21 protein-coding genes and 8 pseudogenes are annotated in these 22,878 nt (G+C 69.7%); 17 read left to right on the plus strand and 12 right to left on the minus strand.

From position 1 onward, the window contains the following. Positions 1-21: 21 nt before the first annotated feature. From ACIPFH_RS35035 to ACIPFH_RS35095, 13 genes and pseudogenes are all read left to right on the plus strand, one after another. The gene (locus tag ACIPFH_RS35035) at positions 22-687 is read left to right on the plus strand and encodes an SDR family oxidoreductase (RefSeq protein WP_401833024.1); all 666 of its coding nucleotides are present in this window, start codon (positions 22-24) and stop codon (positions 685-687) included. A gap of 16 nt (positions 688-703) precedes the next feature. Further along, positions 704-1,219 (plus strand): cyclophilin-like fold protein, encoded by a 516-nt coding sequence (locus ACIPFH_RS35040; protein ID WP_401833027.1) that lies wholly within the window; start codon positions 704-706, stop codon positions 1,217-1,219. 167 nt (positions 1,220-1,386) lie between these two features. Beyond that, positions 1,387-2,643, plus strand: a complete 1,257-nt coding sequence (locus tag ACIPFH_RS35045; protein ID WP_401833030.1) for an MFS transporter — start codon at positions 1,387-1,389, stop codon at positions 2,641-2,643. Positions 2,644-2,713: 70 nt separating this feature from the next. After that, positions 2,714-3,468, plus strand: a pseudogene (locus ACIPFH_RS35050) (glucose 1-dehydrogenase). 106 nt (positions 3,469-3,574) lie between these two features. After that, positions 3,575-4,342, plus strand: coding sequence for an SDR family NAD(P)-dependent oxidoreductase (locus ACIPFH_RS35055; RefSeq protein ID WP_401833031.1), 768 nt, complete (start codon positions 3,575-3,577; stop codon positions 4,340-4,342). 36 nt (positions 4,343-4,378) lie between these two features. Next, positions 4,379-4,792: a cupin domain-containing protein gene (locus ACIPFH_RS35060; protein ID WP_401833033.1), complete on the plus strand. Its 414-nt coding sequence runs from the start codon at positions 4,379-4,381 to the stop codon at positions 4,790-4,792. Positions 4,793-5,117: 325 nt separating this feature from the next. Beyond that, positions 5,118-5,768 (plus strand): (2Fe-2S)-binding protein, encoded by a 651-nt coding sequence (locus tag ACIPFH_RS35065; RefSeq protein ID WP_401833036.1) that lies wholly within the window; start codon positions 5,118-5,120, stop codon positions 5,766-5,768. Between the two features lie 12 nt (positions 5,769-5,780). Continuing rightward, the gene (locus ACIPFH_RS35070; protein ID WP_401833039.1) at positions 5,781-6,761 is read left to right on the plus strand and encodes an FAD binding domain-containing protein; all 981 of its coding nucleotides are present in this window, start codon (positions 5,781-5,783) and stop codon (positions 6,759-6,761) included. Continuing rightward, positions 6,758-8,953 carry a xanthine dehydrogenase family protein molybdopterin-binding subunit gene (locus tag ACIPFH_RS35075; RefSeq protein ID WP_401833040.1) on the plus strand — a complete coding sequence of 732 codons (2,196 nt, stop codon included), beginning with the start codon at positions 6,758-6,760 and terminating at the stop codon, positions 8,951-8,953. The genes ACIPFH_RS35070 and ACIPFH_RS35075 overlap by 4 nt, the downstream gene beginning before the upstream one ends. 160 nt (positions 8,954-9,113) lie before the next feature. Beyond that, positions 9,114-9,302, plus strand: a pseudogene (locus ACIPFH_RS35080) (XdhC family protein); the annotation flags it as partial. Between the two features lie 50 nt (positions 9,303-9,352). Next, a complete protein-coding gene (locus tag ACIPFH_RS35085; RefSeq protein ID WP_401833043.1) occupies positions 9,353-9,901 on the plus strand; it encodes a hypothetical protein in 549 nt (182 codons plus the stop codon). A 347-nt stretch (positions 9,902-10,248) separates the two neighbouring features. Continuing rightward, on the plus strand, positions 10,249-10,584 hold the full coding sequence (locus ACIPFH_RS35090; protein ID WP_401833044.1) for a hypothetical protein: 336 nt from the start codon (positions 10,249-10,251) through the stop codon (positions 10,582-10,584). A 341-nt stretch (positions 10,585-10,925) separates the two neighbouring features. Then, positions 10,926-11,128, plus strand: a pseudogene (locus ACIPFH_RS35095) (transposase); the annotation flags it as partial. Between the two features lie 15 nt (positions 11,129-11,143). Here ACIPFH_RS35095 and ACIPFH_RS35100 read toward each other — a convergent pair. Next, complete coding sequence (locus ACIPFH_RS35100; protein ID WP_401833047.1) at positions 11,144-11,671, minus strand: hypothetical protein; 528 nt, start codon at positions 11,669-11,671, stop codon at positions 11,144-11,146. 513 nt (positions 11,672-12,184) lie between these two features. Further along, a complete protein-coding gene (locus ACIPFH_RS35105) occupies positions 12,185-12,427 on the minus strand; it encodes a hypothetical protein (RefSeq protein ID WP_401833049.1) in 243 nt (80 codons plus the stop codon). A gap of 695 nt (positions 12,428-13,122) precedes the next feature. On the opposite strand from ACIPFH_RS35105, the pseudogene ACIPFH_RS35110 reads away from it, so the two are divergent. Further along, positions 13,123-13,553, plus strand: a pseudogene (locus ACIPFH_RS35110) (YhjD/YihY/BrkB family envelope integrity protein); the annotation flags it as partial. A gap of 183 nt (positions 13,554-13,736) precedes the next feature. After that, a complete protein-coding gene (locus tag ACIPFH_RS35115) occupies positions 13,737-14,915 on the plus strand; it encodes a S1 family peptidase (protein WP_401833340.1) in 1,179 nt (392 codons plus the stop codon). Between the two features lie 209 nt (positions 14,916-15,124). On the opposite strand, the pseudogene ACIPFH_RS35120 reads toward ACIPFH_RS35115, so the two are convergent. The 3 genes and pseudogenes from ACIPFH_RS35120 to ACIPFH_RS35130 form a co-directional block, all read right to left on the minus strand. Next, positions 15,125-15,230, minus strand: a pseudogene (locus ACIPFH_RS35120) (ArsR family transcriptional regulator); the annotation flags it as partial. A gap of 8 nt (positions 15,231-15,238) precedes the next feature. Next, positions 15,239-15,433: pseudogene (locus ACIPFH_RS35125) on the minus strand (transposase); the annotation flags it as partial. A gap of 143 nt (positions 15,434-15,576) precedes the next feature. Next, positions 15,577-16,275 (minus strand): SDR family NAD(P)-dependent oxidoreductase, encoded by a 699-nt coding sequence (locus tag ACIPFH_RS35130; RefSeq protein WP_401833052.1) that lies wholly within the window; start codon positions 16,273-16,275, stop codon positions 15,577-15,579. A gap of 105 nt (positions 16,276-16,380) precedes the next feature. Here ACIPFH_RS35130 and ACIPFH_RS35135 point away from each other — a divergent pair, with 105 nt between their 5' ends. Beyond that, positions 16,381-17,256 (plus strand): helix-turn-helix transcriptional regulator, encoded by an 876-nt coding sequence (locus ACIPFH_RS35135; protein WP_401833054.1) that lies wholly within the window; start codon positions 16,381-16,383, stop codon positions 17,254-17,256. 163 nt (positions 17,257-17,419) lie between these two features. Next, a pseudogene (locus ACIPFH_RS35140) lies at positions 17,420-17,992 on the plus strand (ISAzo13 family transposase); the annotation flags it as partial. Positions 17,993-18,012: 20 nt separating this feature from the next. Here the strand turns inward: ACIPFH_RS35140 and ACIPFH_RS35145 are convergent. The 7 genes and pseudogenes from ACIPFH_RS35145 to ACIPFH_RS35175 form a co-directional block, all read right to left on the minus strand. After that, a pseudogene (locus ACIPFH_RS35145) lies at positions 18,013-18,385 on the minus strand (transposase); the annotation flags it as partial. 24 nt (positions 18,386-18,409) lie between these two features. Continuing rightward, positions 18,410-18,766: an integrase core domain-containing protein gene (locus ACIPFH_RS35150; RefSeq protein WP_401833057.1), complete on the minus strand. Its 357-nt coding sequence runs from the start codon at positions 18,764-18,766 to the stop codon at positions 18,410-18,412. 117 nt (positions 18,767-18,883) lie between these two features. After that, positions 18,884-19,708 carry a hypothetical protein gene (locus ACIPFH_RS35155; RefSeq protein WP_401833058.1) on the minus strand — a complete coding sequence of 275 codons (825 nt, stop codon included), beginning with the start codon at positions 19,706-19,708 and terminating at the stop codon, positions 18,884-18,886. Beyond that, on the minus strand, positions 19,708-20,247 hold the full coding sequence (locus ACIPFH_RS35160) for a SigE family RNA polymerase sigma factor (RefSeq protein WP_401833061.1): 540 nt from the start codon (positions 20,245-20,247) through the stop codon (positions 19,708-19,710). The genes ACIPFH_RS35155 and ACIPFH_RS35160 overlap by 1 nt, the downstream gene beginning before the upstream one ends. Positions 20,248-20,444: 197 nt before the next feature. Then, on the minus strand, positions 20,445-21,377 hold the full coding sequence (locus ACIPFH_RS35165) for an IS3 family transposase (RefSeq protein ID WP_401833063.1): 933 nt from the start codon (positions 21,375-21,377) through the stop codon (positions 20,445-20,447). Continuing rightward, the gene (locus ACIPFH_RS35170) at positions 21,374-21,670 is read right to left on the minus strand and encodes a transposase (protein ID WP_401833065.1); all 297 of its coding nucleotides are present in this window, start codon (positions 21,668-21,670) and stop codon (positions 21,374-21,376) included. Before ACIPFH_RS35170 ends, ACIPFH_RS35165 begins: the two co-directional genes overlap by 4 nt. A 138-nt stretch (positions 21,671-21,808) precedes the next feature. Next, the gene (locus ACIPFH_RS35175) at positions 21,809-22,798 is read right to left on the minus strand and encodes a helix-turn-helix transcriptional regulator (RefSeq protein WP_401833068.1); all 990 of its coding nucleotides are present in this window, start codon (positions 22,796-22,798) and stop codon (positions 21,809-21,811) included. Positions 22,799-22,878: the final 80 nt, after the last annotated feature.

Here is a 22,878-nt window from a genome sequence, read left to right on the forward strand (position 1 = left end):
CCGCTCGCACAAGGACTGACCATGACGACCTTCGCCCTCATCGGTGCCGGACCCGGTCTCGGCCTTGCCACCGCCCGCCGCTTCGGCGCCGCCGGCCACACCGTCGCCCTCATCGCCCGCGACGCGGAGAAGCTGGACGGCCTGACGGCCACCCTCGCCCGTGACGACGTCCAGGCGCGCGGCTACACGGCCGATGTCCTCGACATCGAGTCCTTGACCTCGGCCCTGTACGCAGCCGCGGCCGACCTGGGCACCGTCGAGATTCTCCAGTACAGCCCGGTGCCCCGCGCCGACTTCATGAAGCCGGTCCTCGACACGAGCGCCGACGACCTCGACGCGCCCCTGGCCTTCTCCGTCAAGGGCCCGGTCACCGCGGTGAACGCCGTCCTGCCCGGCATGCGCGAACTCGGCCGCGGCACCGTGCTGTTCGTCAACGGCTCCAGCGCCGTACGTCCCAACCCGAAGGTCGCCGGAACCTCGATCGCGTTTGCCGCCGAGAGCGCCTACGCCCGCATGCTGCACGATGCGCTCGCCGCGGAGAACATCCACACCGCGCAGTTGATCGTCCCGCGAGCCATCCGGCTCGACGCCGAGCACAGCAGCCCCGACGTGCTGGCCCAGCGCCTGCTCGACATCCACCAGCTGCGGGACGGCTTCCGCCACTACGCCGAGCCCCTGCCCGACTGATCCCCTGGACGAACTCGTGAACCCGGCACCCCTGCGCACCCTCGCCCGCGTGGTCCCGGCCGCCGCCCTGCTGCTGGCTGTGACCGCCTGCACCCACGACTCCCCATCCTCCTCATCGAAGCCCCCGTTGCCGCAGGCTTCGACAGCCCAGGCCACCACCTCACCGTCCGCCAGGACTACCGCCATGAACATCCGGCTCACCATCAACGGCCACCGCATCGACGCCACCCTGAACGACAGCCCTACCGCCCGCGACTTCGCCGCCCAGCTCCCTCTCACCCTGTCTGTGCGCGACTTCAACCAGGCCGAGAAGACCGCCGATCTGCCCCGGAAGCTGTCCACCACCGGCGCCCCGGAAGGCGCCGACCCTCAGGTCGGTGATCTCGCCTACTACGCGCCCTGGAACCATCTCGCCACCTACTACCGCGACGCCCCGTACGCGACCGGCCTGGTCATCCTCGGGCACATGGCCGACGGCGGCGCCGAGCAGCTCGCCACCGCCGACGAGATCACCATTGAAGCCGCGCCCTGACCCGCCCCGCCTTCGTCCCTGCATGAGAGGGGGAGGAGATCCTCCCCTTTTCGTCCGGTGCGCTCCGTGGAACCGTGAAAGACGTGGCCGCGCCGTCCGCAGACCGCTGCGACGGCCCAAGCCGCCACCATGATCCGCCGAATTCGACTCAACGAGAGAGCACACGTATGCCTTCCGCATCCGGGACCACCCCCGGCAAGCTTCCCTTCGTCGTCTGGGTGCTCGCCGCCGGCACGTTTCTGATGGGGACCACCGAGTTCGTCGTCGCCGGCCTGCTGCCGGAGCTGGCCGGTGACCTCGGAGTCAGCGTCTCCCACGCCGGCCTGCTGATCACCGCCTTCGCCATCGGCATGATCGTCGGCGCGCCGACCATGGCCCTGGCCACCCTGCGCCTTCCCCAGCGACGGACACTGATCCTGGCCCTGTCCGTGTTCTGCCTCGGACATCTGGTCGCCGCCCTCAGCGCCTCCTTCACCGTCGTTCTCATGGCCCGCGTCGTCACGGCCCTGGCCACCGGAGCGTTCTGGTCCGTCGGTTTCGTCGTCGCCACCACCGCCGCCGGGCCGCACAACGCCACCCGCGCCACGGGCGTCATGATCGGCGGCCTGACCCTGGCCAACGTCGTCGGCGTGCCCGTCGGCTCCTTCGCCGGCCAGTTCACCGGATGGCGCGGACCCTTCTGGGCCCTGGCCGTCCTCTCCGGGCTTGCCGCCCTGTTCATCGGCCGCTTCATCCCGGCCCAGGAGCAGCGGGCCGAGGTGTCCCTGCGGGCCGAGGTCCGGGCGCTGCGTCAGGGCCGGCTGTGGCTGGCGCTCGCCGCCGCGATGCTGATCATGGGCGGTGTCCTGGCGACGTACACCTATGTCACGCCGCTGCTGACCGACCGCGCAGGGATCCCCGCAGGGGCCGTACCGCTCGTCCTGATCGCTTTCGGTTTCGGCGCGTTGGGCGGCACCACCACGGGAGGTCGCCTGGGCGACCGGCGTCCGATGGTCACCACCATCACGGCCGCCGCGGCCACCGCTCTGGTCCTGCTCCTGATGATCCCGCTGTCCGGCAACCCGGTGACGGCCACCGTCCTCGTCTTCCTCATGGGCCTGACCGGTTTCACGGTCAACCCGGTCGTCACGGCCCTCGCCATGCGCTTCGCGGGCGATGCACCCACGCTCACCTCGGCGCTGACCACCTCCGCCTTCAACACCGGCATCGCCGCCGGTTCGCTGATCGCGGGTACGGCCCTGGACTCCTCCCTCGGCCTGACGGGTCCGCCCCTGGTCGGCACCGTCATCGCCGCTCTGACCCTCCTCCCGCTGATCGCTCTCGCCGTCTCCGGCACTTCCCACAAGGGGCGGATCGTGGCCCAGAGCAGTGCTCACACCCACGCGCGACGCGACGAACCCGTGCAGGTGCCGTCGCAGCACTGACTCAAGCACCGATCCGCGTCCTGCCGGATGCGAACCCGACGACGTACCCGCAAGCGAGAGGACTCCGCCCATGACCGTGACCAACGCGGCCTTCACCGACAAGGCGGCCTTCGTGACGGGAGCCGGATCCGGCATCGGCCGCACCACCGCCGTCGCGGGCGCCCGCGTAGCCCTCGCCGACCTGTCCGTGGACGGCCTGCGGGAGACCGCTCGGCTCATCGAGGAAGCGGGCGGGCAGGCACTGGCTCTCACCTGTGACGTCACCAGTGAGGACGACGTCAAGTCGGCCCTGGGCGACACCGTCCAGGCGTTCGGACGGCTGGACGCGGCTTTCCACAACGCCGGCGTCGAGCAGCCGGTCAAGCCGGCCGCGGACATCGCGAACGACGAGTGGGACCGTGTCGTCGGCGTCAGCCTGACCGGGATGTTCCTGTGCATGAAGCACCAGATCCCCCTGATGCTCCAACAGGGAGGCGGCGCGATCGTCAACGCCTCGTCCGGCGCCGGCGTCAAGGGCTTCAAGGGACAAGCGGCCTACCCCGCCGCCAAACACGGCGTCATCGGCCTGACCCGCTCGACCGCCCTCGACTACGCGGCATCCAACATCCGCGTCAACGCCATCTGCCCCGGCATCATCGACACCGAGATGATCCAACGGTTCGCCGAAAGCACACCCGGAGGACGCGACGCCCTGATCGCGGACGAGCCCATCGGACGCCTCGGCCACCGGACGAGATCGCCACCGCCGTGCTCTGGCTCTGCTCGGATGCCGCCTCCTTCGCCACCGGCCACGCCCTGGTCATCGACGGCGGCCAAACCGTCTGACGGCGGCCCACGGCAAGGCGCAGCGCCACCGCAGCAAGGCGGAAGCCAAGCAGCCCGGCACCACACGCGCGCTCCCACAGCTCAACGCTCGAAGGGACAACCCGACATGAACCCCAGCTACGACTTCACCGGCCAGGTCGCCCTCGTCACCGGGGCCGGCGCCGGTATGGGCCTGGCGACCGCCCGCGCCTTCGCCGAGTCCGGAGCCGCGGTCGCCCTCACCGACATCGACGAAGCGGACCTGAACGCAGCCGCGAAGGAACTCACCGACGCAGGCCACCAAGCCCTCGCCCTCACCTGCGACGTCAGCGACGAGGACCAGGTCGCCGCCGCGGTCGACCGCACCGTGGAGACCTTCGGCCGCCTGGACATGGCCTACAACAACGCCGGCATCCAGATCCCGCCCAGCGACGCCGCCGACGAACCCGCCGAGAGGTTCGACCGCGTCAACGCCGTCAACCTCCGCGGCGTGTGGGCCTGCATGAAGCACGAACTGCGGCACATGCGCGCACAGGGCAGCGGCGCGATCGTCAACTGCTCCTCCCTGGGCGGCCTGGTCGGCCTCCCCGGCCGCGCCTCCTACCACGCCTCCAAACACGGCGTGATCGGCCTGACCACCAGCGCCGCCCTTGAATACGCCCCGCGCGGCATCCGCATCAACGCCGTCTGTCCCGGCACCATCGACACCCCCATGGTCAGCGACATGATCGCCAAGGGAGAACTCGACCGGGCCGAGGCCGAAGCCAACCAGCCCATCAACCGGCTCGGCACCGCTGAGGAGATCGCCCAGGCGGTCCTGTGGCTGTGCAGTCCCGGAGCGGGCTTCGTCGTAGGCGCCGCCCTTCCCGTGGACGGCGGCTACGTCGCCCGCTAGAGACGATCCGCGCACCAACAACTCTGGAGAGGCACCATGGAATTCATCAAGCAGCAGCCCAGCAGCAAGGCCCCGGCGGACTGGTTCACCGGCGATGTGTGGTGGGACGTCATCGTGGCCGGCCAGGAGCCGTCCAGGATGCGCGCCAACCTGGTCCGCTTCTCACCGGGCGCCCGCACCAACTGGCACTCCCACGCTGTCGGTCAGACCCTCCACGTCGTTTCCGGCATCGCCCTGATCGGCACCCGGGACGGCACCGTCTTCGAGTCCCACCCCGGCGAGACCGTCGCCTGCCCGCCGAACGAGGAACACTGGCACGGCGCCACGCCCGACCGGTTCATGGAGCACATCGCCATGTGGGAGACCACTGGCGACGGCACCCCTGAGACCACCTGGGCCGAGCCGGTCACCGACCAGCAGTACAACGGCCCCCGCACCCGCAACCAGTAGCCCCGGCCCCTCGATCACGCAGGCCGGGCCGACTCAGGACGTCACGGCCCCGGACGCGTCCACGAACGGGGCGACGCGGCTCCGCCCTGCCGTATCTATCCCGCGCGAAAGTGCCCCCGATGACGTCGGCCATTCGCTCCTGACGGAGCGTAAAGGGGGAGGAAAGTCTCCCTGCCACGAGCGTTGCTGGTGGTGCAACACTCCCGAGTGAGCGGTCTCCGCTGCCAAGGTGCGCGGTTGCCCGGTTCCCCCGCGGTGACGACGATCCAGTCTCCCGTTCCGCTGTCGAGTACGGCCGATCCGTCCGCGATACGAAGGCGTACGTATGTCCACTGAAGTCCCTGAGTCTGCCGTTCCACCCCCCACCGACGTCGACGAGTCCTCGTCGGCGCCCACTCGGCGCACCTTCATCGCCACCAGCACGGCGGTCGGTGGTGCGGTCGTCGCGGGCGGCGTGATCGGAGGATCATTCCTCGCGGCCCCGGAAGAGGCGGCCGCCGCCGAGGCGCCGCCCTCCAGCCGCGTGTCCCTGACGGTCAACGGCACCCGCCGGACCGTGACGGTCGACAACCGCACGTCGCTGCTGGACCTGCTGCGCGAGCACTTCGACCTGACCGGATCCAAGAAGGGCTGCAACGCCGGGGCCTGCGGCGCCTGCACCGTGCTGGTCGACGGGCGGCGGGTCAACTCCTGTCTGACGCTGGCCGTTCGCCTGGAGGACGCCGAGGTCACCACCATCGAGGGCCTGGCCGACGGCGACCGACTCCACCCGCTGCAGCAGGCGTTCATCGACGAGGACGCCTTCCAGTGCGGGTACTGCACCCCGGGCCAGATCGTCTCCGGTGTCGGCTGCATCCAGGAGGGCCACACGGGCTCGCCGGAGGAGATCCGGGAGTGGATGAGCGGCAACATCTGCCGCTGCGGCTGTTACGTGAAAATCGTCCGCGCGGTCGAGCAGACCGCCGCCCGGAAGTAAGGAGCGGCCGTCATGCATCCCTTCACCTACACGCGCGTGTCCGACACGCGGGAAGCCCTCAACGCCGGTCGTCACGGCGGTCGTTACATCGCCGGGGGCACCACGCTGGTCGACCTGATGCGGGAGACCGTCGAGCGCCCCGAGGCGTTGGTCGACATCAGCGGTCTGCCGCTGGACGAGGTCACCGTCACCGAGCGCGGCGGGCTGCGCATCGGTGCGCTGGTGACCATGTCCGAGGCCGCCGCCCATCGCAAGGTGCGCACCTTGTTCCCGGTCGTCTCCGAGGCGCTGGAGCTGAGCGCGTCGGCCCAGCTCCGCAACATGGCCACCATCGGCGGCAACATCATGCAGCGCACCCGGTGCACGTACTTCCGTGATGTGACCGCCGACTGCAACAGGCGCGAGCCCGGTTCTGGCTGTGCGGCGCTGGAGGGCGTCAACCGTACGCACGCCATCCTGGGCACCTCCGACGCCTGCGTGGCCACCCACCCCTCCGACGTCGCCGTGGCGTTCGCGGCGCTTGAGGCGCAGGTGCGCCTGCTGGGCCCGGACGGGGAACGCCAGGTTCCCTTCGCAGACTTCCTGTTGCGGCCGGGCAGCACCCCGAACCGTGAACAGGCGCTCAGAAAGGGAGAGTTGATCACCGCGGTGGAGATACCCGCGTTGCCGCGTCCCCTGAAGTCGGGCTACCTGAAGGTGCGTGACCGGCAGTCCTACGAGTTCGCCCTGACCTCGGCGGCCGTAGCGCTGCATGTGCGCGGCGGGGTGATCCGCGAGGCACGGGTGGCCGCCGGAGGGGTGGGCACGGTGCCGTGGAAGCTGCCGGCCGTCGAGCGGCACCTCGTCGGCGAGCGCCCCTCGGATTCGTTGTGGACGGCCGCTGCCGCCAAGGCGGCGGAAGGCGCCCGTCCCCTGCAACACAACCGGTTCAAGGTCGAGTTGCTCCAGCGGACCGTCGAACGCCAGCTGCGCATCGTAGGAGGTACCAAGTGAGCCCCCAGCCGCAGGCAGCCGTGGGTGCGCCGCTGTCCCGGGTGGACGGCCGGCTGAAGGTCACGGGCAAGGCGCGGTACGCCGCCGAGTTCGATGTCGACGGGGCGGTGCACGCCGTCATCGTGGACGCGAGCATCGGCCGCGGCCGCATCACATCGATCGACACCGGCGCCGCCGAAGCTCAGCCGGGCGTGCTGCGGGTGATCCACCACGGCAACGCGCCGAAGCTGCCGTACCGCGACAATGCCGGGTCGAACAACCCGCCGGGCCGGCGGCAGCGGGTCTTCCAGGACGACCGGGTGCTCTTCCATGGCCAGCCGGTCGCCGTCGTGGTCGCCACCACCCTGGAGGCCGCGCAGCACGGCGCGAGCCTGGTGAAGCTCGAATACGACGCCGAACAGTCCTCGACCGACCTGCACGAGGGGGAGCGGGACAAGCCGACGAACTACGCGCGTGGCGATGCGGAAGCGGGCCTGCGCAACGCTCCCGTACGGCTGGATCTGACGTACCAACTGGCGCGCAATCACCACAATCCGATGGAGCCGCACGCCACCATCGCCCGCTGGGACGGCGACAAGCTGACCGTGTGGGACAAGACGCAGTGGGTGATGGGCACGCATGACGAGCTCGCGGCCGTGTTCGGCCTGCCCGCGGAGTCGGTGCGCGTCATCAACCCGTTCGTCGGCGGCGGCTTCGGCAGCGGGCTGCGCTGCTGGCCGCACAGCGTCGTCGCCGCCCTGGCCGCGCGGGAGACGAAGCGTCCGGTCAAGCTGGTCCTGAGCCGCAAGCAGATGTACTTCGGCACCGGTTTCCGGCCGTCGTACGAGTACCGGCTGCGCCTCGGCAGCGATGGGCGCGGCAGGCTGACCGCCGCGATCCACGACATCGATGCCGAGACCTCCTCGTACGAGACGTTCACCGAAGCTGTCATGGGCGCGGGGCAGATGCTCTACAGCATGCCGAACGTCAGCCAGGCGTACCGGACGGTGCCCCTGGACGTGAACACCCCGATCTGGATGCGTGGCCCCGGCTTCGCCTCGGCGTCGTTCGTGATCGAGTCGGCCATGGACGAACTCGCGCACCGGCTGGGCGTCGACCCGATCGAGCTGCGCCGGCGCAACGAACCGAACGAGGACGAGTCGAGCAATCTGCCGTTCTCCACCCGTCGGCTGCGCGAGTGCTACACCGTCGGCGCCCGCGAGTTCGGCTGGCAGCGCCGCTCCGCCCGGCCACGTTCGAGGCGCGAGGGCGACTGGCTGATCGGCCTGGGCATGGCCGCCGGTGTCTACGACCCCGGGCGCTACCCCGCGCAGGCGCGGGCCCGCCTCGATGCCGACGGCACCGCCGTGGTCGAGGCGGCCACCAGTGACATGGGGCCGGGCACCTACACCTCCCAGACCCAGGTCGCCGCCGACGCCCTCGGGCTGACGATGCGCACGGTCACCTTCCGGCTCGGCGACTCCCTCTATCCGCCGACCTCGCCGCACGGCGGCTCGGCGACCATGGCCAGCGTCGGTACCGCCGTCCACGACGCGTGCAACCAGGTGCGGCGGCAGGCGATCGAGTTGGCCGTCGAGGACCGCGAGTCGCCGCTGTACGGGGTGACGGCGGACGACGTGGTCGTACGCGGCGGCCGGCTGCACGTGCAGGGCAACCCCACCCGCGGCGAGACGTACCGGACGCTACTGGCCCGCAACAACCGCACCCACCTCGAAGCGGACGGCTCCTACACCGGGCCGCCCAGTCCCGAGCGGCACTCCTACCACGCCTACAACGCCACCTTCGCCGAGGTCGCCGTCGACGCGACCCTGGGCCTCGTACGGGTCCGGCGCATGCTCGGCGTGTACGACGCCGGCCGCATCATCAGCCCCAAGCTCGCCGACAGCCAGGCGATCGGCGGCATCGTGGGCGGCATCGGCACGGCCCTGCTGGAACACACGGCCACCGACCACCGCGACGGCCGGATCGTCAACGCCAACCTCGCCGACTACCTCGTCCCCGTCAACGCCGACGTCCCCGACGTCAGGGCGATCTACCTGGACGGCGAGGACAACGACGGCAACGCGCTCGGCGTCAAGGGGCTCGGCGAGGTCGTCCAGGTGGGGGTGGCGGCCGCGATCGGCAACGCGGTCTTCAACGCCACCGGCCGCCGCGTCCGCGAACTGCCCATCACCGCCGAGGCGTTGCTCTGACCCGTGCGCTTCGGGCCGGCGCGGCGCACACCACTCGTCCGGCAGCCTGCCCCCCGTCCGGCTGCCGGACTTCCGAGGGCCGCCGCCGCGTGACGTTTTCCCCGGCGCCGTGGCGGCGGCCCGCTCACCTTCCGATCTGGTCCTGCCATGGAGAACTGCCATGCTGAACATCGCGGACACACTGCACCGCTGGTGCCGCGAGGCACGCCCCTTCGCCCTGGCCACCGTCGTCGACGTCACCGGCAGCGCGCCCCTGCCCATCGGTACGTCGGTCGCGGTGGACGAAGACGGCAGCGCCATCGGCAGCATCTCCGGCGGGTGCGTCGAGGGCGCGGTGCACGAATTGTGCGGTCGACCTTGATGGTGCACGGGGCGGGTTTGAGCATCCCGTCCGGTCCCTTGACCGAGCCGGGCACCACCGACACGGTGACGCCGACTTTCAGCTCGGCGCCCTCCAGTCGCATGGACTCCGTCCTGCTCCAGGGCAGCGTCACCTGCTCGAAGTGGTTGGTGTTCCCGTTCCACATGACCTGGGCCGCGCCCGTGCCGCCCACCTGGAAGACCACCTCATGCGGGGCGCCCTTCTTCCCCGACGACGACGAGCGTCCCGAGCCGCCGTTCGCCGAGGCGCTCGGTGAGGCCTCGCCGGCCTTGGCGGGGGCGTCGTCCTTCTTCTCGCCGTCGCACCCGCTCAGCAGCGCGGCGGCCGTGAGCAGGCCGATGGTGAGGGTTGCTGTCCTGCGCATGCGCGTACTTCCCCGTGTCGAACTGATCGTCACTGGTGCAGTAGGAGACCGCAGATCATGTCGCCGTGCGGAGGGGGCACCGCCCGACGGGCGTCGACGAACCGCTCTGCGCCGGTCAGATGCCCGACAACGGCTCGATCACCGCGCTGTGTTGGGACACGACGAAGGGCCCGGCTGCATGCCGGGCCCCTTCGATCAGTAGCGGGGACACAAGCGGGTCAAGTGTCAGTCGGACGATCCGCAAGGCAGGCACATCGTTACTCGCTACGGGAACGCGGAACTGGGCTGGTACCACTTCACCGGCCGCCACAACATAAAGAAGTGCTCCACCCTGGATGCGGCCCCACGAAACCATGTGGACCGGGACGACCACCACGGGCACCTGGAGAACGACGGGGTCGTAATCGAGACAGGCCCGAGGCCGCGGCAGGTGAAGTTCACGGTGGTCGTGCAGTACACGCGCACGACTACTGACGGCCGCTATGATGCCGGTCGCGGTCAGAAGATCGGCCTCATCACGGCGTACTGCCACAACCAACCGGGGAACAAGTGTCCGGCATGGGCAAAGATGTTAATTCCCCCGAACCAGACACCGAGCAGGCTGCCACGGATCGTCTCCTTGATCTCGCGCGTTCCTTCGTCACCACGCACGTGTCGTGGAAGCCGCTGTTCATCGGCGCGGTCATCACGGGCGACGACCGCATGCGCCTGTATTTCCGTTCACCTGAGCGAGACCGCACTTACGGCGTGGACGTACTGGTCAGCCATACAGGCCCTGGTCTGCTCGGCTCTCTGGTTTCCCCGGCGTTCCTGGCGAACGAGCACCTGCATCAGCCTTCCGACGATCCACACTGCGATGTGATCGTGGATCTCACCGACTACTGACGCAATGGGCAAAAGGGCCCGCAGTTGCCGGCTGGCGCGGCTGGACCTGGTCCTGCTGCGCACCCCGGAGCGCGCCTGTCCCAGCCAACGCCTGGCTCTGCACCGCGATGCGGGGGGCATTCGTAGTCCTGGAGGAAGCCCTGGTAGCCGGGAACTTCGCCGGGTACGGGCTCGCCGCGTGGGCGGGCCTGGAAGAGGAAGCGTTCACGGTGGGAGAGCTGCCCGCCCCTGGCCGCCGAAGCCGCGGGCGGCCAGGCGCCAAGCTCGCGGGCCTCGACGAAGTCCCCGTCCACGTCGATGACACGCTCGCTCACGATGCCGACACCCTGCTCGAGAGCGCCCTGGTTGCCCGCGGCATCCCGCACCGCCTCGCCCGCAAAGGCATTGAGTCATCCCAGCGAGTGGGCCGGCACCGCTGGGTCGTCGAGCGGACCGTGTCCTGGCTGGCCGGCTGCCGACGCCTCCATCGCCGTACGAGCGCAAGCCGGAACATTTCCTCGCCTTCACCGCCATCGCCGCGACCCTCACATGCCACCGCCGGCTCCAACTGAATGACGGTTTACAGATGTTCCCCCCTGCTGGCTGGTTCCGGAGGATGCGGCCCGCCACCGTCCTTGATGTCCTGCTCGCAGGTTCGTCCGTCGTAGGACTGGTCATTGGGGATCAATAGCACTCCGGCAACCTGCTTTGGGTGCTCGACTGCGAGCCAGTCGTCGCCCGTGAGGGCACCGTCGGGCCCGAACGCCTGGGACGAATAGACCGTCCGACAGCCCAACGCCACGCGCTCCTTATCGACCGCGCAGGCGTCCACTGCAGGGCCGGACATCTCGTCGGCGCCGCCGAAGCGGTAGTGGAAGTGGACCTGGTCACCTTCGGAGGGCACCTGCGGGTGAGGCTCAAGGCGCCAGTCAACGACCTCGGCGGAGACGCCGAAAGGCCGCCCAGACGTGTCCTCAACCTGCACCCTGACACCGGCCTCACCGCGCTCCGCAGTCGTGTCGGTGCAGCCCCAGTGGGAAGAGCAGCCGGATAGGGCGAGAATCACCAGGGCCAACGGAGCACCAGCAAGTACCCGTGCGAGGAACACTCAGGTGACCTCCAGTCAGGGCGAAGGGGAGCAGCGTATCCCGAGGCACGGCAGCTGCGGGGGATCGCGACGAGCGCCCTCCCCGCCCCGGCCGCGGCGCCGACCGCCGGGGCCTGGACTAGGCGGCGGGGTGGAGCCGCGTCTGGGACACGGCCGAGGTGTTGGGCAACGAGGTCCAGCGTCCGGGCGCGCCTACCACCGCCGGGCCCGGCGGATCACCGCGCGGCTGACAGGCCTGACGCTCGGCGCCGCCCAGGACAAGGCCCTCAGCACGTGGAGGGAGCCGTATGCGAGGGCGTCGGGGCACCCTCCACGGTGCCGACGCCGACCCGGGCCGGCCCTCCCGTCTCTACACCGGCCTCCTCGCCCGCCGCCTGGGACCTGCTGGTGCTGCCCGCCCGTGTTCTCAAGCTATCTGCCCATCAGCGGCCGGGCCGAGCCGAGGCGCTGGAGATCGCACACGGCTGCTTCCTTCCGCCCGCAATCGCCTGGACGGAATTTGTGGTGTGCTTCTCAGTCGGCCAGCATCACGCTCAGCAGCAGCAGGAGCGTCATCGGCAGAAGCGTGATCACCAGTGCCGCTCCGGCCGTCAGGATGCGGAACGTTCGGAAGGAGCGGCGGTGGGGCAGGGCCCAGGCCAAGGCGAACGGTGCGAGGGTCCAGTAGAGCACTGCTCCGTATTGGCCCATGCCCGCCTGCGCCCGGATCGCGCTGTACTCCAGGGCGAGGACCGGCAGGCCGAGCGCGGATGCCACGAGGGGGATCCTCCACCAGGTCGGGTGGTCTGCTCGGTGCTGAGGCGCGGTGTTCTGCGTCGTCATGAGAGCCACTTCATCAGGGCTGACCCACGCGAACATCGGGGCGCGTACTCAAGTGCGAGATCCATCCGTCTGAGTAGGTAGCCATGTCGAGGCCCGGGGGAGCGGCTCGCTGTGCGCGGACATGCGGGCTCAGCTCGTGTTGCCGTTGTCCCGATTGGGGGCGCCGAAGACGCAGGCAGTGAGGCAGTGGGTGGGCTGCGATGCCGGGCGCGGCTGGCTACCGCCTACGAAAGGGGGCACTGGACGCCTGCCATGTGAGCGGGGCCAGGGTCGTCTGCTGGAAAGTCGCCTCATGCTTGATCAACTTTCCTCCGTCTCGAGATGCTGCAGCCTTGCTGGCTCTACGACGCCCAATGCAGCCCGAGGTCGGCCAGTGCCTGGAGTTTCGCCAGCGGTGCCGACGGCGGGGAGATCTGCCGGGCCTGCTGCGGCATCGACATCCCCAACTCCTGCTGCCGGAAGTGCAAAGCACCGGACGACATCTACGACAATGGCCGCTGCCCCCGCCGCGTCCTGACCGACCGCGTCCACGACCTGCTCAGCCCCGAGGACAGCACCGTCCCAGCGCCGCTCAAGCCCGGGCGCAGCGCGGTGGAGTACCCGGCGTGCGCGCAGCACGAGGCGCTGGGGTCCTGGGGTTCGTGGTGCTTGTCGCGGGGGACGCCGTCGGTGACGCGGTGGCCGACTCCGCCGGGTGGACGGGGGCGGGCTGCGATAGTGGAGCGCGCTCGACATGCCCGTGGGGTTCGCGTCGGCCTGGGTGGCCTCCGCCGTGATCTTCCGGTGGTCGCCCCGCCGGGTCCAACCCGGCTACACCTGGCTGGCCTTCGGCTCCGCCGTCCACCTCCTGCTGTGAGTCGCGGCCACCTGGCTGCTCGCGCTCCATGTCGAGGAGAGCGGTGCCTTCGGCGCGGTGTACGGCCCGCTCACCGCCTTCATCGCCCTGCTGCTGTGGGCCAATCCGACCGCCGTCGCGCTCTTCCTGGGCATGGCCTTCGCCGCCCAACTCGAGGCGGCCCGCGCCGGTATCGCATCAGCCGTGCGGCCCGACCCCGGGCCGGCGCGTCACATGGGCGTCCACCGCGGTCGGCTCATCAAGCCAAGTCGCCGTCTCCAAGAACGACTTGCGCATTGGTATGGACCTGACAGTCACCTGGGATTAGGCTCTGCCAAACGCCAAGAGAGCGCTCTCAGACCGCGTTGTTCCGCCCCCACCTTGCTGGAACGACGAAAGGCAACTCCCATGAGACGCACCAGACTTCAGCACGTCGGCCTGGCCGTCCTCCTCATGCTCGGCAGCTGGACCGCGGCAGGATCCCTGCCCGCCGCGGCGAACGACTCCTCCACCGCCGCCGGCTCCTCCACCTCCACCGAAGCCGCGTCGGCCTCACCCGGCCTACTGCAGGCGATGCAGCGGGACTTCGGCCTGTCGAAAGCCGAGGCCGAGGCTCGACTGGCCGCCGAGCGCAAGGCCACCGCGCTCGCGCCCGCGGCACGTCGAGCCGCCGGAGCCTCCTTCGGCGGCTCGTGGTTCGACGCCGGGAACCGGAGGCTGACCGTGGCGGTCACCTCGGACGCCGCGTCCTCGACGGTCCGGGCCGTCCGGGCCACCGGCGCGCAGGTGCGGACCGTCGAGCACAGCGCGCGACAGCTCGACGCCACCAAGGCGCACCTCGACCGGCTGCGGGCACCGGCGGGCGTCAGCGGCTGGTCCGTCGACCCGGCCGCCAACACGGTGGTGGTGAACGTGGTCGAGGACGAGCGGACCGACAACGATGTCCAGCGGTTCATCGCACGGGCTCGTGAGGCCGGACCGGTCACGGTACGGACCGTACGCGGCGCGCCGCAGACCTTCGCGGCCGGGACCGTGGGCGGTGACCCCTACTACACGGGCAACGTCCGCTGCTCCATCGGCTTCTCGGTCCACGGTGGATTCGTCACCGCCGGCCACTGCGGCCAACCGGGGGCCGGGGTCAGCGGCTGGGACCGCACCTACATCGGCACCTTCCAGGGCTCCTCGTTCCCGGACAACGACTACGCGTGGGTCAGCGTGGGCAGCGGCTGGTGGACGGTTCCGGTCGTCCTGGGTTGGGGCACGGTCTCGGACCAGCTCGTGCGCGGCTCGGCCGAGGCGCCGGTCGGCGCCTCGATCTGCCGCTCCGGCTCCACCACGCACTGGCACTGCGGCACGGTGCTGGCCAAGAACGAGACGGTCAACTACAGCCAGGGCGCGGTGCATCAGATGACGAAGACCAGCGTCTGCGCCGAACCCGGCGACTCGGGCGGCTCGTTCATCAGCGGTGACCAGGCACAGGGCGTCACCTCCGGCGGCTGGGGCAACTGCTCCGGCGGCGGGGAGACCTGGTTCCAGCCGGTCAATGAGATCCTCAACCGCTACGGACTCACCCTGCACACAGCCTGAACCAGGAAGGCCGGAGGATCCGCCGAACACCGGACGGATCCTCCGGCCGCCGTCGTGTCGTCATCCGGTGCGGCGGCAGTGCGTGTCGGCGACCGGGCCCGCCGGCACACCGCCCGCGCCCCGTCGTCCCGTGCCACGCTCTCCGCTCCGCTCCGCGCACAGCGCCGGGCCAGCCCCGGTTGCCTCGGCGCCGACACGACTCTGCGTCGTGCGGTCCACCTCGTCCTGCACCAGCAGCGAGAGCAGCGAGGCCACGGTGAGGCCGGCCTCCGCCGGATGGCGCAGGACCTTGCCGGGCTCGATCCGATAGGCGTTGCCGACTGCCGGAAGCGGTTGTGGACGGTCGGCCAGGCGCCGAACTCCTGGAGCATCTCCCACCACTGCCCGCCGGTCTTGAACCGCCAGATCACGCCTTCGAACTGCTGCCGCAGCCGCTCGGGGTACGGGCCATACGCGCCGATCGGCAGGTACGGCCCGATGAACTCCCACTCCTTGTCCGTCAGTTGCACGCGTGTCACGCAAGAACATCTACCGGTCCGGGCCCCGCCGCGAGGGCGACTCCCGCAGATTGATCATGATGCGATCTGCGCCCTGGAGCCACCCCGAATGCTGCAACGACTTCGTGGGTTCCTCGTCACCCTAAATGGCAGCACGGCCGGTTTCAGGACCAGGCGATCTCGCCATGGCGGGAGACGAAGCGTCCGGTGCCGGCGCCGGGCTCCTCGGTGGCAAGGGCGACGATTGCGTCCGTGCCCTCGGCGACGGTTTGGGGGCCGCTGTGACCGTTGAGGTCGGTCGCGGTGTAGCCGGGGTCGGCGGCGTTGACGCGGATGCCCTTGAGCCCCTTGGCGTACTGCGTGGTCAACATCGTCAGGGCCGCCTTCGAGGAGGTGTACAGCGGCGTGATCACGCGCGACTCGGGCCGGCCGGGGTCATGGGTGAGGGCGAGGGAGCCCATGCCGCTGCTGACGTTGACGATCACAGGGTCGTCCGAGCGGCGCAGCAGCGGCAAGAACGCGGTGGTGGTGCGGACGACGCCGATGACGTTGACGTCGAGGACGGCGCGGGCGTCAGCGGCGGTGAGGTCGCTGGGATCGCCGACGGGGCCGTGCACACCGGCGTTGTTGATCAGGACGTCGATCCTGCCCTCGTGTTCGGCGACGTTCGCGGCCGCGGCGGCCACGGACGCGTCGTCGGTCACGTCGATGGGGACGTAGCGTGCGCCGAGCGCGGCGGCGGCCTCCTCGCCCTGCTCGCGGTTGCGAGCGCCGACGAGCACGGTGTGCCCATTCTCGATCAGGCGGCGGGCGGTCTCGCGGCCGAGACCCTTGTTGGCTCCGGTGATGAAGGTGATCGTCATGCGTTCGATACTGGCCCCGACGACGGAGGCGGGCCAGGGACGCTTCGACGGTAGGAAGACCAGTACCACCCTCGCGCCCGCACACACGATCGGGGATGCCGGAGGATGGAGATCATGTCGACGACACCCGGAACCGGACTGGGCGCGATGATCCGCACGTGGCGGGACCGGCTGCCCCCATCGGCCGCCGGGCTGCCGGCGGCCCGCGGGCGCCGGGCGGCCGGGCTGCGGCGCGAAGAACTGGCTGACCTGGCCGGGGTATCGGTCGACTACGTCGTGCGCCTGGAACAGGGGCGGGCCACGACACCCTCCGCGTCGGTGGTGGCGTCCCTGGCGCGCGCCCTGCAGCTGTCCACCGCCGAGCGGGACCACCTGTACCGGCTGGCCCAGCTCGTACCGCCGGTGGGCGGCGCGATCTCTGACCATCTTCCGCCTGGCGTGCAGCGGGTGCTCGCACGCCTCGGGGACGTGGCGGTTGCCGTGTTCGCGGCGGACTGGCAACTGGTGTGGTGGAACCGTGGGTGGGCCGCCCTGCTGGGCGACCCCTCCGCCTCGCCGCCGCGCCTGCGCAACTTCGCCCGCGACAGGTTCCCGGTGAACGCCGGCCCCGCCCACCTCGCGCGGTGGCCGGTGACCGAGGCGGACCGCGACGCCACCGACGCCGCCGTCGTTTCCGACCTGCGCCGCGCCACCGGCCGCTTCCCCCAGGACAATCGCTTGGCCGCGCTGATCCGCGACCTGAACGCGGGCAACAGGAGGTTCGCCGAGCTGTGGGCGACCGGAGAGGTGGCCGTACACCGCGAGGACCACAAGACGATCGACCACCCGTCAGTGGGCCCGGTCACGGTGGACTGCGACGTCCTGGCCGACGGGGACTCCGAGCTCAAAATCGTCATCATGACCGCCGTGCCCGGCAGCGAGGACGAGACCAAGCTCCGGCTCACCGCCATCGCCGGCCCACCGGCCACCACCCACAACTGATCCGACCTACGCATCGATCGACCGGCTGCATGTGCGCGGCGAGTGCCACACCACGATCCCGACCTCTCAAGGAGAGGAACACGGTCGAGCAACTGATCAACAAGCTTAAGGGCTCGCAGAGAATCAACGTGTTGCTTCGCGTGATCCGGCTCGTTGGTCTGCTATGGGTATTTCCGATGATGTTCGTGGTCAACTTGCTGTGAAGTTCGGGGTGTTGTTCCCACATCTGGACGAGCGGCAGCGACGGCCGATGATAGGGGCCGAGGCCCGAATCCTGGGGCACGGCGATATTCGGGCGGTCGCGTGGGCGGCCCACGTCAGCGAGACGACGGTCCGCAAGGGCGTGGATGCGTTGGAGGCCGGCGAGGGACCTTCGGGTCGGGTACGCAGGCCCGGTGGTGGTCGGAAGAAGGCCGTGGACCTTGATCCGGCTCTGCGGCCCGCGCTGCTGGCTCTGGTGGAACCTGACGAGCGGGGCGATCCGATGTCGCCGCCGCGCTGGACGGTGAAGTCGACCAGGAACCTTGCGGCCGAGCTCACTCGTCAGGGGCACAGGGTGAGCGCGGACACGGTCGGGGACCTGTTGCGTGAGGCGGGCTTCAGCCTGCAGGCCGGAGCCAAGACGCTCGAGGGCAAGCAGCACCCGGACCGTGACGCCCAGTTCCGCTACATCAACGAGCGGGCCAGGGAGCACATGGGCGCTGGCCAGCCGGTGATCAGCGTGGACGCGAAGAAGACATCTCACGGCGCTAGGAGTCAAGCCGCGACGGGTTCGAGGAGTGGTGCGAAGGCGCGTTGTTCGTTGTAGGGAACGCGGTTTTGCAGGCAGTGATAGAGCATCCCCAGCATGCGGTTGAACAGGTTGCGTTGCGCGGCGGCATGCCAGTCGCCCCGTTCGCGGCCGTGCCGGTAATGGGCGTTGGCGCCTGGCGAGACGGTGATGGCGGCGAAGGCCCACAGGTAGCCGGCGTGAGTGAGGCGGTTGTTCTTGACGAATCGGCGCCCGACGTAGCGTTTTTTTCCCTGACGCGCGGGTGATGGGGGCCGACCCGGCGTATGCCTTCAACGCTCGTGCGTGCGCGAACCGGTCACGGTCGTCTCCGATCTCGGCGAGTACTCGGGTGTCAATCCCCTGGTTCCGTAGAGACTTTGGTTATGCGGTCTGATCTGTCTGACCGTGTCGCTCGCGCGCTTCGGCGATGATTCTTTCGAACTCCTCGGGCGGTAGGCCGCCGGCCGCGCTGTGCCTTCGTCGCGGGTTGTAGAACCCAGTGATCCATGTGGCGATCTTCAGGCGGGCCTCGGTCCGGGTCGCGAATTGTCGGCGGTGGATGTACTCGACCTTGATCAGCGAGTTGAAACTCTCCGCGGCGGCATTGTCCAGCGCGGACCCCACCCGTCCCATGGACTGCACCACGCCCAGGCGGTCACAGAGCTCGTTGTACGCCTCGGACGTGTACTCGGCGAGTTCAACCGGTCGCTGTGGAAGATCGTCGCGGCCAAGCTCCACCAGGCACCCGCAACCGGATGGAGGCGATGCGGGAGGCGCGGCAGCAGGGGTGGTTGTGACCCTGCTGCCGCGGCGGGGGTTGTGACCCCTGCCGCCGCCCTACCCGCATCGCTCACCTCACCCCGTGGCCTCCGCCTTCTTGTAGTTCACTCCGTCCGGGCCCAGGCACACGAACCAGTCCTTCGGGGAGCCGTCCACCTCGCGGATCAGGTTCTTGAAGTCGCCGGCCCCCGCAGGGGCCCGTTCCACCCGGGTCTTCGTGCCGTCGTCCCAGGTGCAGGTGACTTCCTGGACGGTCCGGGCGACCTGGCCGATCACCAGGCGCTGCGGGGCGCCGACCCGGTCGGTGTCCAACGGCCTCGGGTACGCCTCGAGGTCCTTGCCCGCGACCACGTTGTCCTTCTTGAATGCTCTCAGGATCACCGTCGACGGCTTGCCCTCCACGGTCTGGTGCACGAAGTGCCAGCTCTCGCCCACCAGGTCCGAGGCCTTCTCCACATCGACCGGCTTCTCCCCGTACTGGGCCATCTCGGCGAGCTGGGCGCGTGCCTTCGCCGTGGTCTTCGGCGCGGTCCAGACGGCGGCGTCGACCTTCCACTTCCTGCCGTGGTCCGTGCCCCTGGCCAGAGTCGTCACCCGCCGTTCGGGACTCTGCTTCGCCGTCCCCGCCGAGGGCCGCGCGGCCACCTGCCCCGCCCCGTGCCCGCCGCCCGTGCCTCCCGCCAGCGCCAGCGTCGTCCCCGTGGACCCCGCGATCACTGCCGTGGCCGCGGCGGCCACCGCCCAGCGGCGCGTCTTGCGGCGCCTCCCTCCCCGTACCACCGCCTGATAGGGGGCCGCGCCGACCTCCACCTCGTCCGCCGCGTCCGCCAGCAGGAGGGTGATGTCCGTGTGCGCCTCGTCGTACGTCATGTCGTGGTTCGTCTCCCTGTCCGCGCTCATCACTTCCGCCCTCCGTTCGTGAGTGCCTCGGCCAGTCCCGGCAGGGCGCGGAGCTTCGCGATCCCCCTCGCCGTGTTGCTCTTCACCGTGCCGACGCTGCATTCCATGGCCTCCGCCGCCTGCGCCTCGCTCAGGTCCTCCCAGTACCGCAGGACCACCGCCTCCCGCTGGCGCACGGGCAGTGCGGCGAGCGCCGTCAGCAGCGCGCCGCGGTCGTCCGCCCGCGCGATGCGGTCGTCGACGTCGGGCAGCTCGTGGGTGAGGCCCGAGTAGTCCTTCGGCGCCAGGAACTCCTTGAGGCGTCTGCGGTGCCTGCGGGCGTGCGCGTTGATCATCACGCGCCGTACGTACGCGTCGGGGTCGTCGGCCGCGCCGACCCTGCGCCAGGCCACATAGGCCCGTTCGAGCGTCGACTGGACCAGGTCCTCCGCGGCATGCTGCTCCCCCGTGAGCAGGAAAGCCGTGCGCAGCAACCGTGGCCAGCGGCCGACGACGAAGCTCTGGAACTCCGCGTCCCGAGCCTCTTTCCGATCCAACATGGGCACCTCCTAGATGGTTGAAGGAGTCCATGAGGATCGGATTTCGTTGCACCGCCGCGCGGAGGATTTTTTTCGAGCCTCGGGCCCGGAGATTGTGCGGCAGGCCCGCGCGGCCGTGGCCTCACGCCTGCCGCACCGGCACCTTCCGCGGCAGCCACAGCAGATCTGTCAATCCCCTGGTTCCGTAGAGACTTTGGTTATGCGGTCTGATCTGTCTGGCCGTGTCGCTCGCGCGCTTCGGCGATGATTCTTTCGAACTCCTCGGGCGGTAGGCCGCCGGCCGCGCTGTGCCTTCGTCGCGGGTTGTAGAACCCAGTGATCCATGTGGCGATCTTCAGGCGGGCCTCGGTCCGGGTCGCGAATTGTCGGCGGTGGATGTACTCGACCTTGATCAGCGAGTTGAAACTCTCCGCGGCGGCATTGTCCAGCGCGGACCCCACCCGTCCCATGGACTGCACCACGCCCAGGCGGTCACAGAGCTTGTTGTACGCCTCGGACGTGTACTCCGCGCCGCGGTCGCTGTGGAAGATCGTCCCATCCAGGCTGCCGCCACGTGTCACGGCCGCCATCTTCAACGACGCCCCGACCAGGGCCGCGTCGTGATGCTCGCCCATCGCGTAGCCGAGACAGCGCCGCGAGAACGCGTCGATGACCGTCGCCAAGTAGATCTTGCCCTCGCCGGTCTCGATCTCGGTCATGTCGCCGTACCACAGCAGATCCGGAGCGACAGCGTCGAACCGACGACGCACCAGGTCAGGGGCGGCTTTCCGCTTGCCCTGCCGGGTCAGTGACTTCCGCCGACGCGGGGGCTTGCGCCCCTGTAGGCCGAGCTCGGCCATGATCTCGGCGACGGTGTTCACTGACACCTGCCAGCCCTCCTCCCACAAATCCAGCGTGATCCTCGGCGACCCGTACGTCTCGCCCGACGCGCGGAAGAAGTACCTGATCCTTTCCTCCAGCTTCACGCGCCTGACCTCACGTTCCGTCGGCTCCGCGGAACGTCGCCGCCATTTGTAGAACCACGCCTCGCTCACCCCGAGCAGGCGACAGGACATCCGATGGGGCACGTTGTGCTCGGCTCTCTGGCGACCGATGAAGGCGACCAGCGCCTCCGGTTCGTTCTCGGTCACTTCACCCAGAGAGCCATGTCACGCTTGAAGACATCACGCTCCATCTCAACTTCCTTGATCCGCTTGCGGTTCTCCACGCTCTCCCGGCGCAGCCGCACGAGCTCCTCGCGTTCCAGCTCGCCCAGCGTCCCGCCCCCGCCGGCCCTCCGGGCCCGCGCCACCCAGCTGCCCAGGGTGGTCTCCTTGATCCCGAGATCGGCCGCTACCTGCGCGATCGTCTTCCCCGTCTCAGTCACGATCCGCACAGCACCCTCACGGAACTCGGCATCGTACGACTGTCGCTTCTCCGCCATGACTCTCAACTTCCCCTGCAGTCACAGCCTCAACGCTACGAGGGGAAGGTCAGCAGGGCCGGCGCCTGCTCTCGTAGAGTTCCAAGATCGACCGGACCGAGCCTAGTTGTGCCGTCTCATGACATTGGTTCCTCGCTGTCAGGCTTGGCGGGCATAGGACGTGAAACGGTCGGCGAGCGCGATGACGAGGGCGCGGAGTTCATCGGGGCGCTCGATGACGAACGGCCGGTCGAGTGAGGCGAGTACCGGAGGCAACCAGTCGAGCCGCTCCGCCCGTAGCTCGACGCGCAGCCAGTGCTCGGCCGCCGGGTCCTGGCCGGCCGCGGGCTCGTGCTCCTCCAGGCTCGCGACGCTGGCGGGGAGGTGGGCGCGGATATGCTCAACTGTCCCGTGGATCCGCAAGGTGACCTGATGCCTGTACTCGGCCGTGGCGAATCCTGACAACACGCGCTGTGCCGGACCGGGACCCACGGGCGCTTCGAATGAGCCGGGCAGGGCCCTGGCGGCTGCGATGCGATCGAGCCGGAAGGTTCGGTCCTCGCCGACCTGGGCGTCCTTTCCCGTCACGTACCACCGGCCCGCATGGGCGACGATCCCGTACGCGTGCAGTGTGCGTTCGCTGCGTCGTCCGTCGCGGTCGGTGTAGCGGATCGAGACCGGTCGGCGGTGGCGCACCGCATCGGCGATGGTGAGCAGGAGCCCGGCGTCCGGGTGGTCCAACTCGCCGGGCTGATCCGTGAAGGCGAGAGCTTCCAGGAGTGTGTCGAGCCGGCGGGCGGTGTGCTTGGGCAGCACCCGCCGGATCTTCGCTGACGCCGTCTCGTTTGCCGTGCGCTCCGTCGTCGTCAGCTCTGCCCGGCGGCCGGCGGCCAGGCCGAGCAGCACGGCCAGCGCCTCGTCGTCGCTGAGCATGAGCGGAGGCAAGCGGTACCCGGGAGCCAGCCGGTACCCGCCGTAGCGGCCGCGCACCGACTCCACGGGCACGTCCAGGTCGATCAGCTGGTCCACATACCGCCGCACAGTGCGCCCTTCGACGCCGAGACGGTCGGCGAGCTCGGCCACAGTCCGGGTGCCGCCCGACTGCAGCAGCTCCAGGAGTCTCAGCACGCGGCCGGTGGGTCGTGACATGTTCGCAGCCTAACGCGATACAGGACCGATTCTGTCCACTATTTCTCCTAGCCTGCGACTGCACGCCTCCAGCACAGCCA

It is taken from the genome of Streptomyces sp. NPDC088157 (genome assembly GCF_044741545.1).
Lineage (GTDB): Bacteria > Actinomycetota > Actinomycetes > Streptomycetales > Streptomycetaceae > Streptomyces.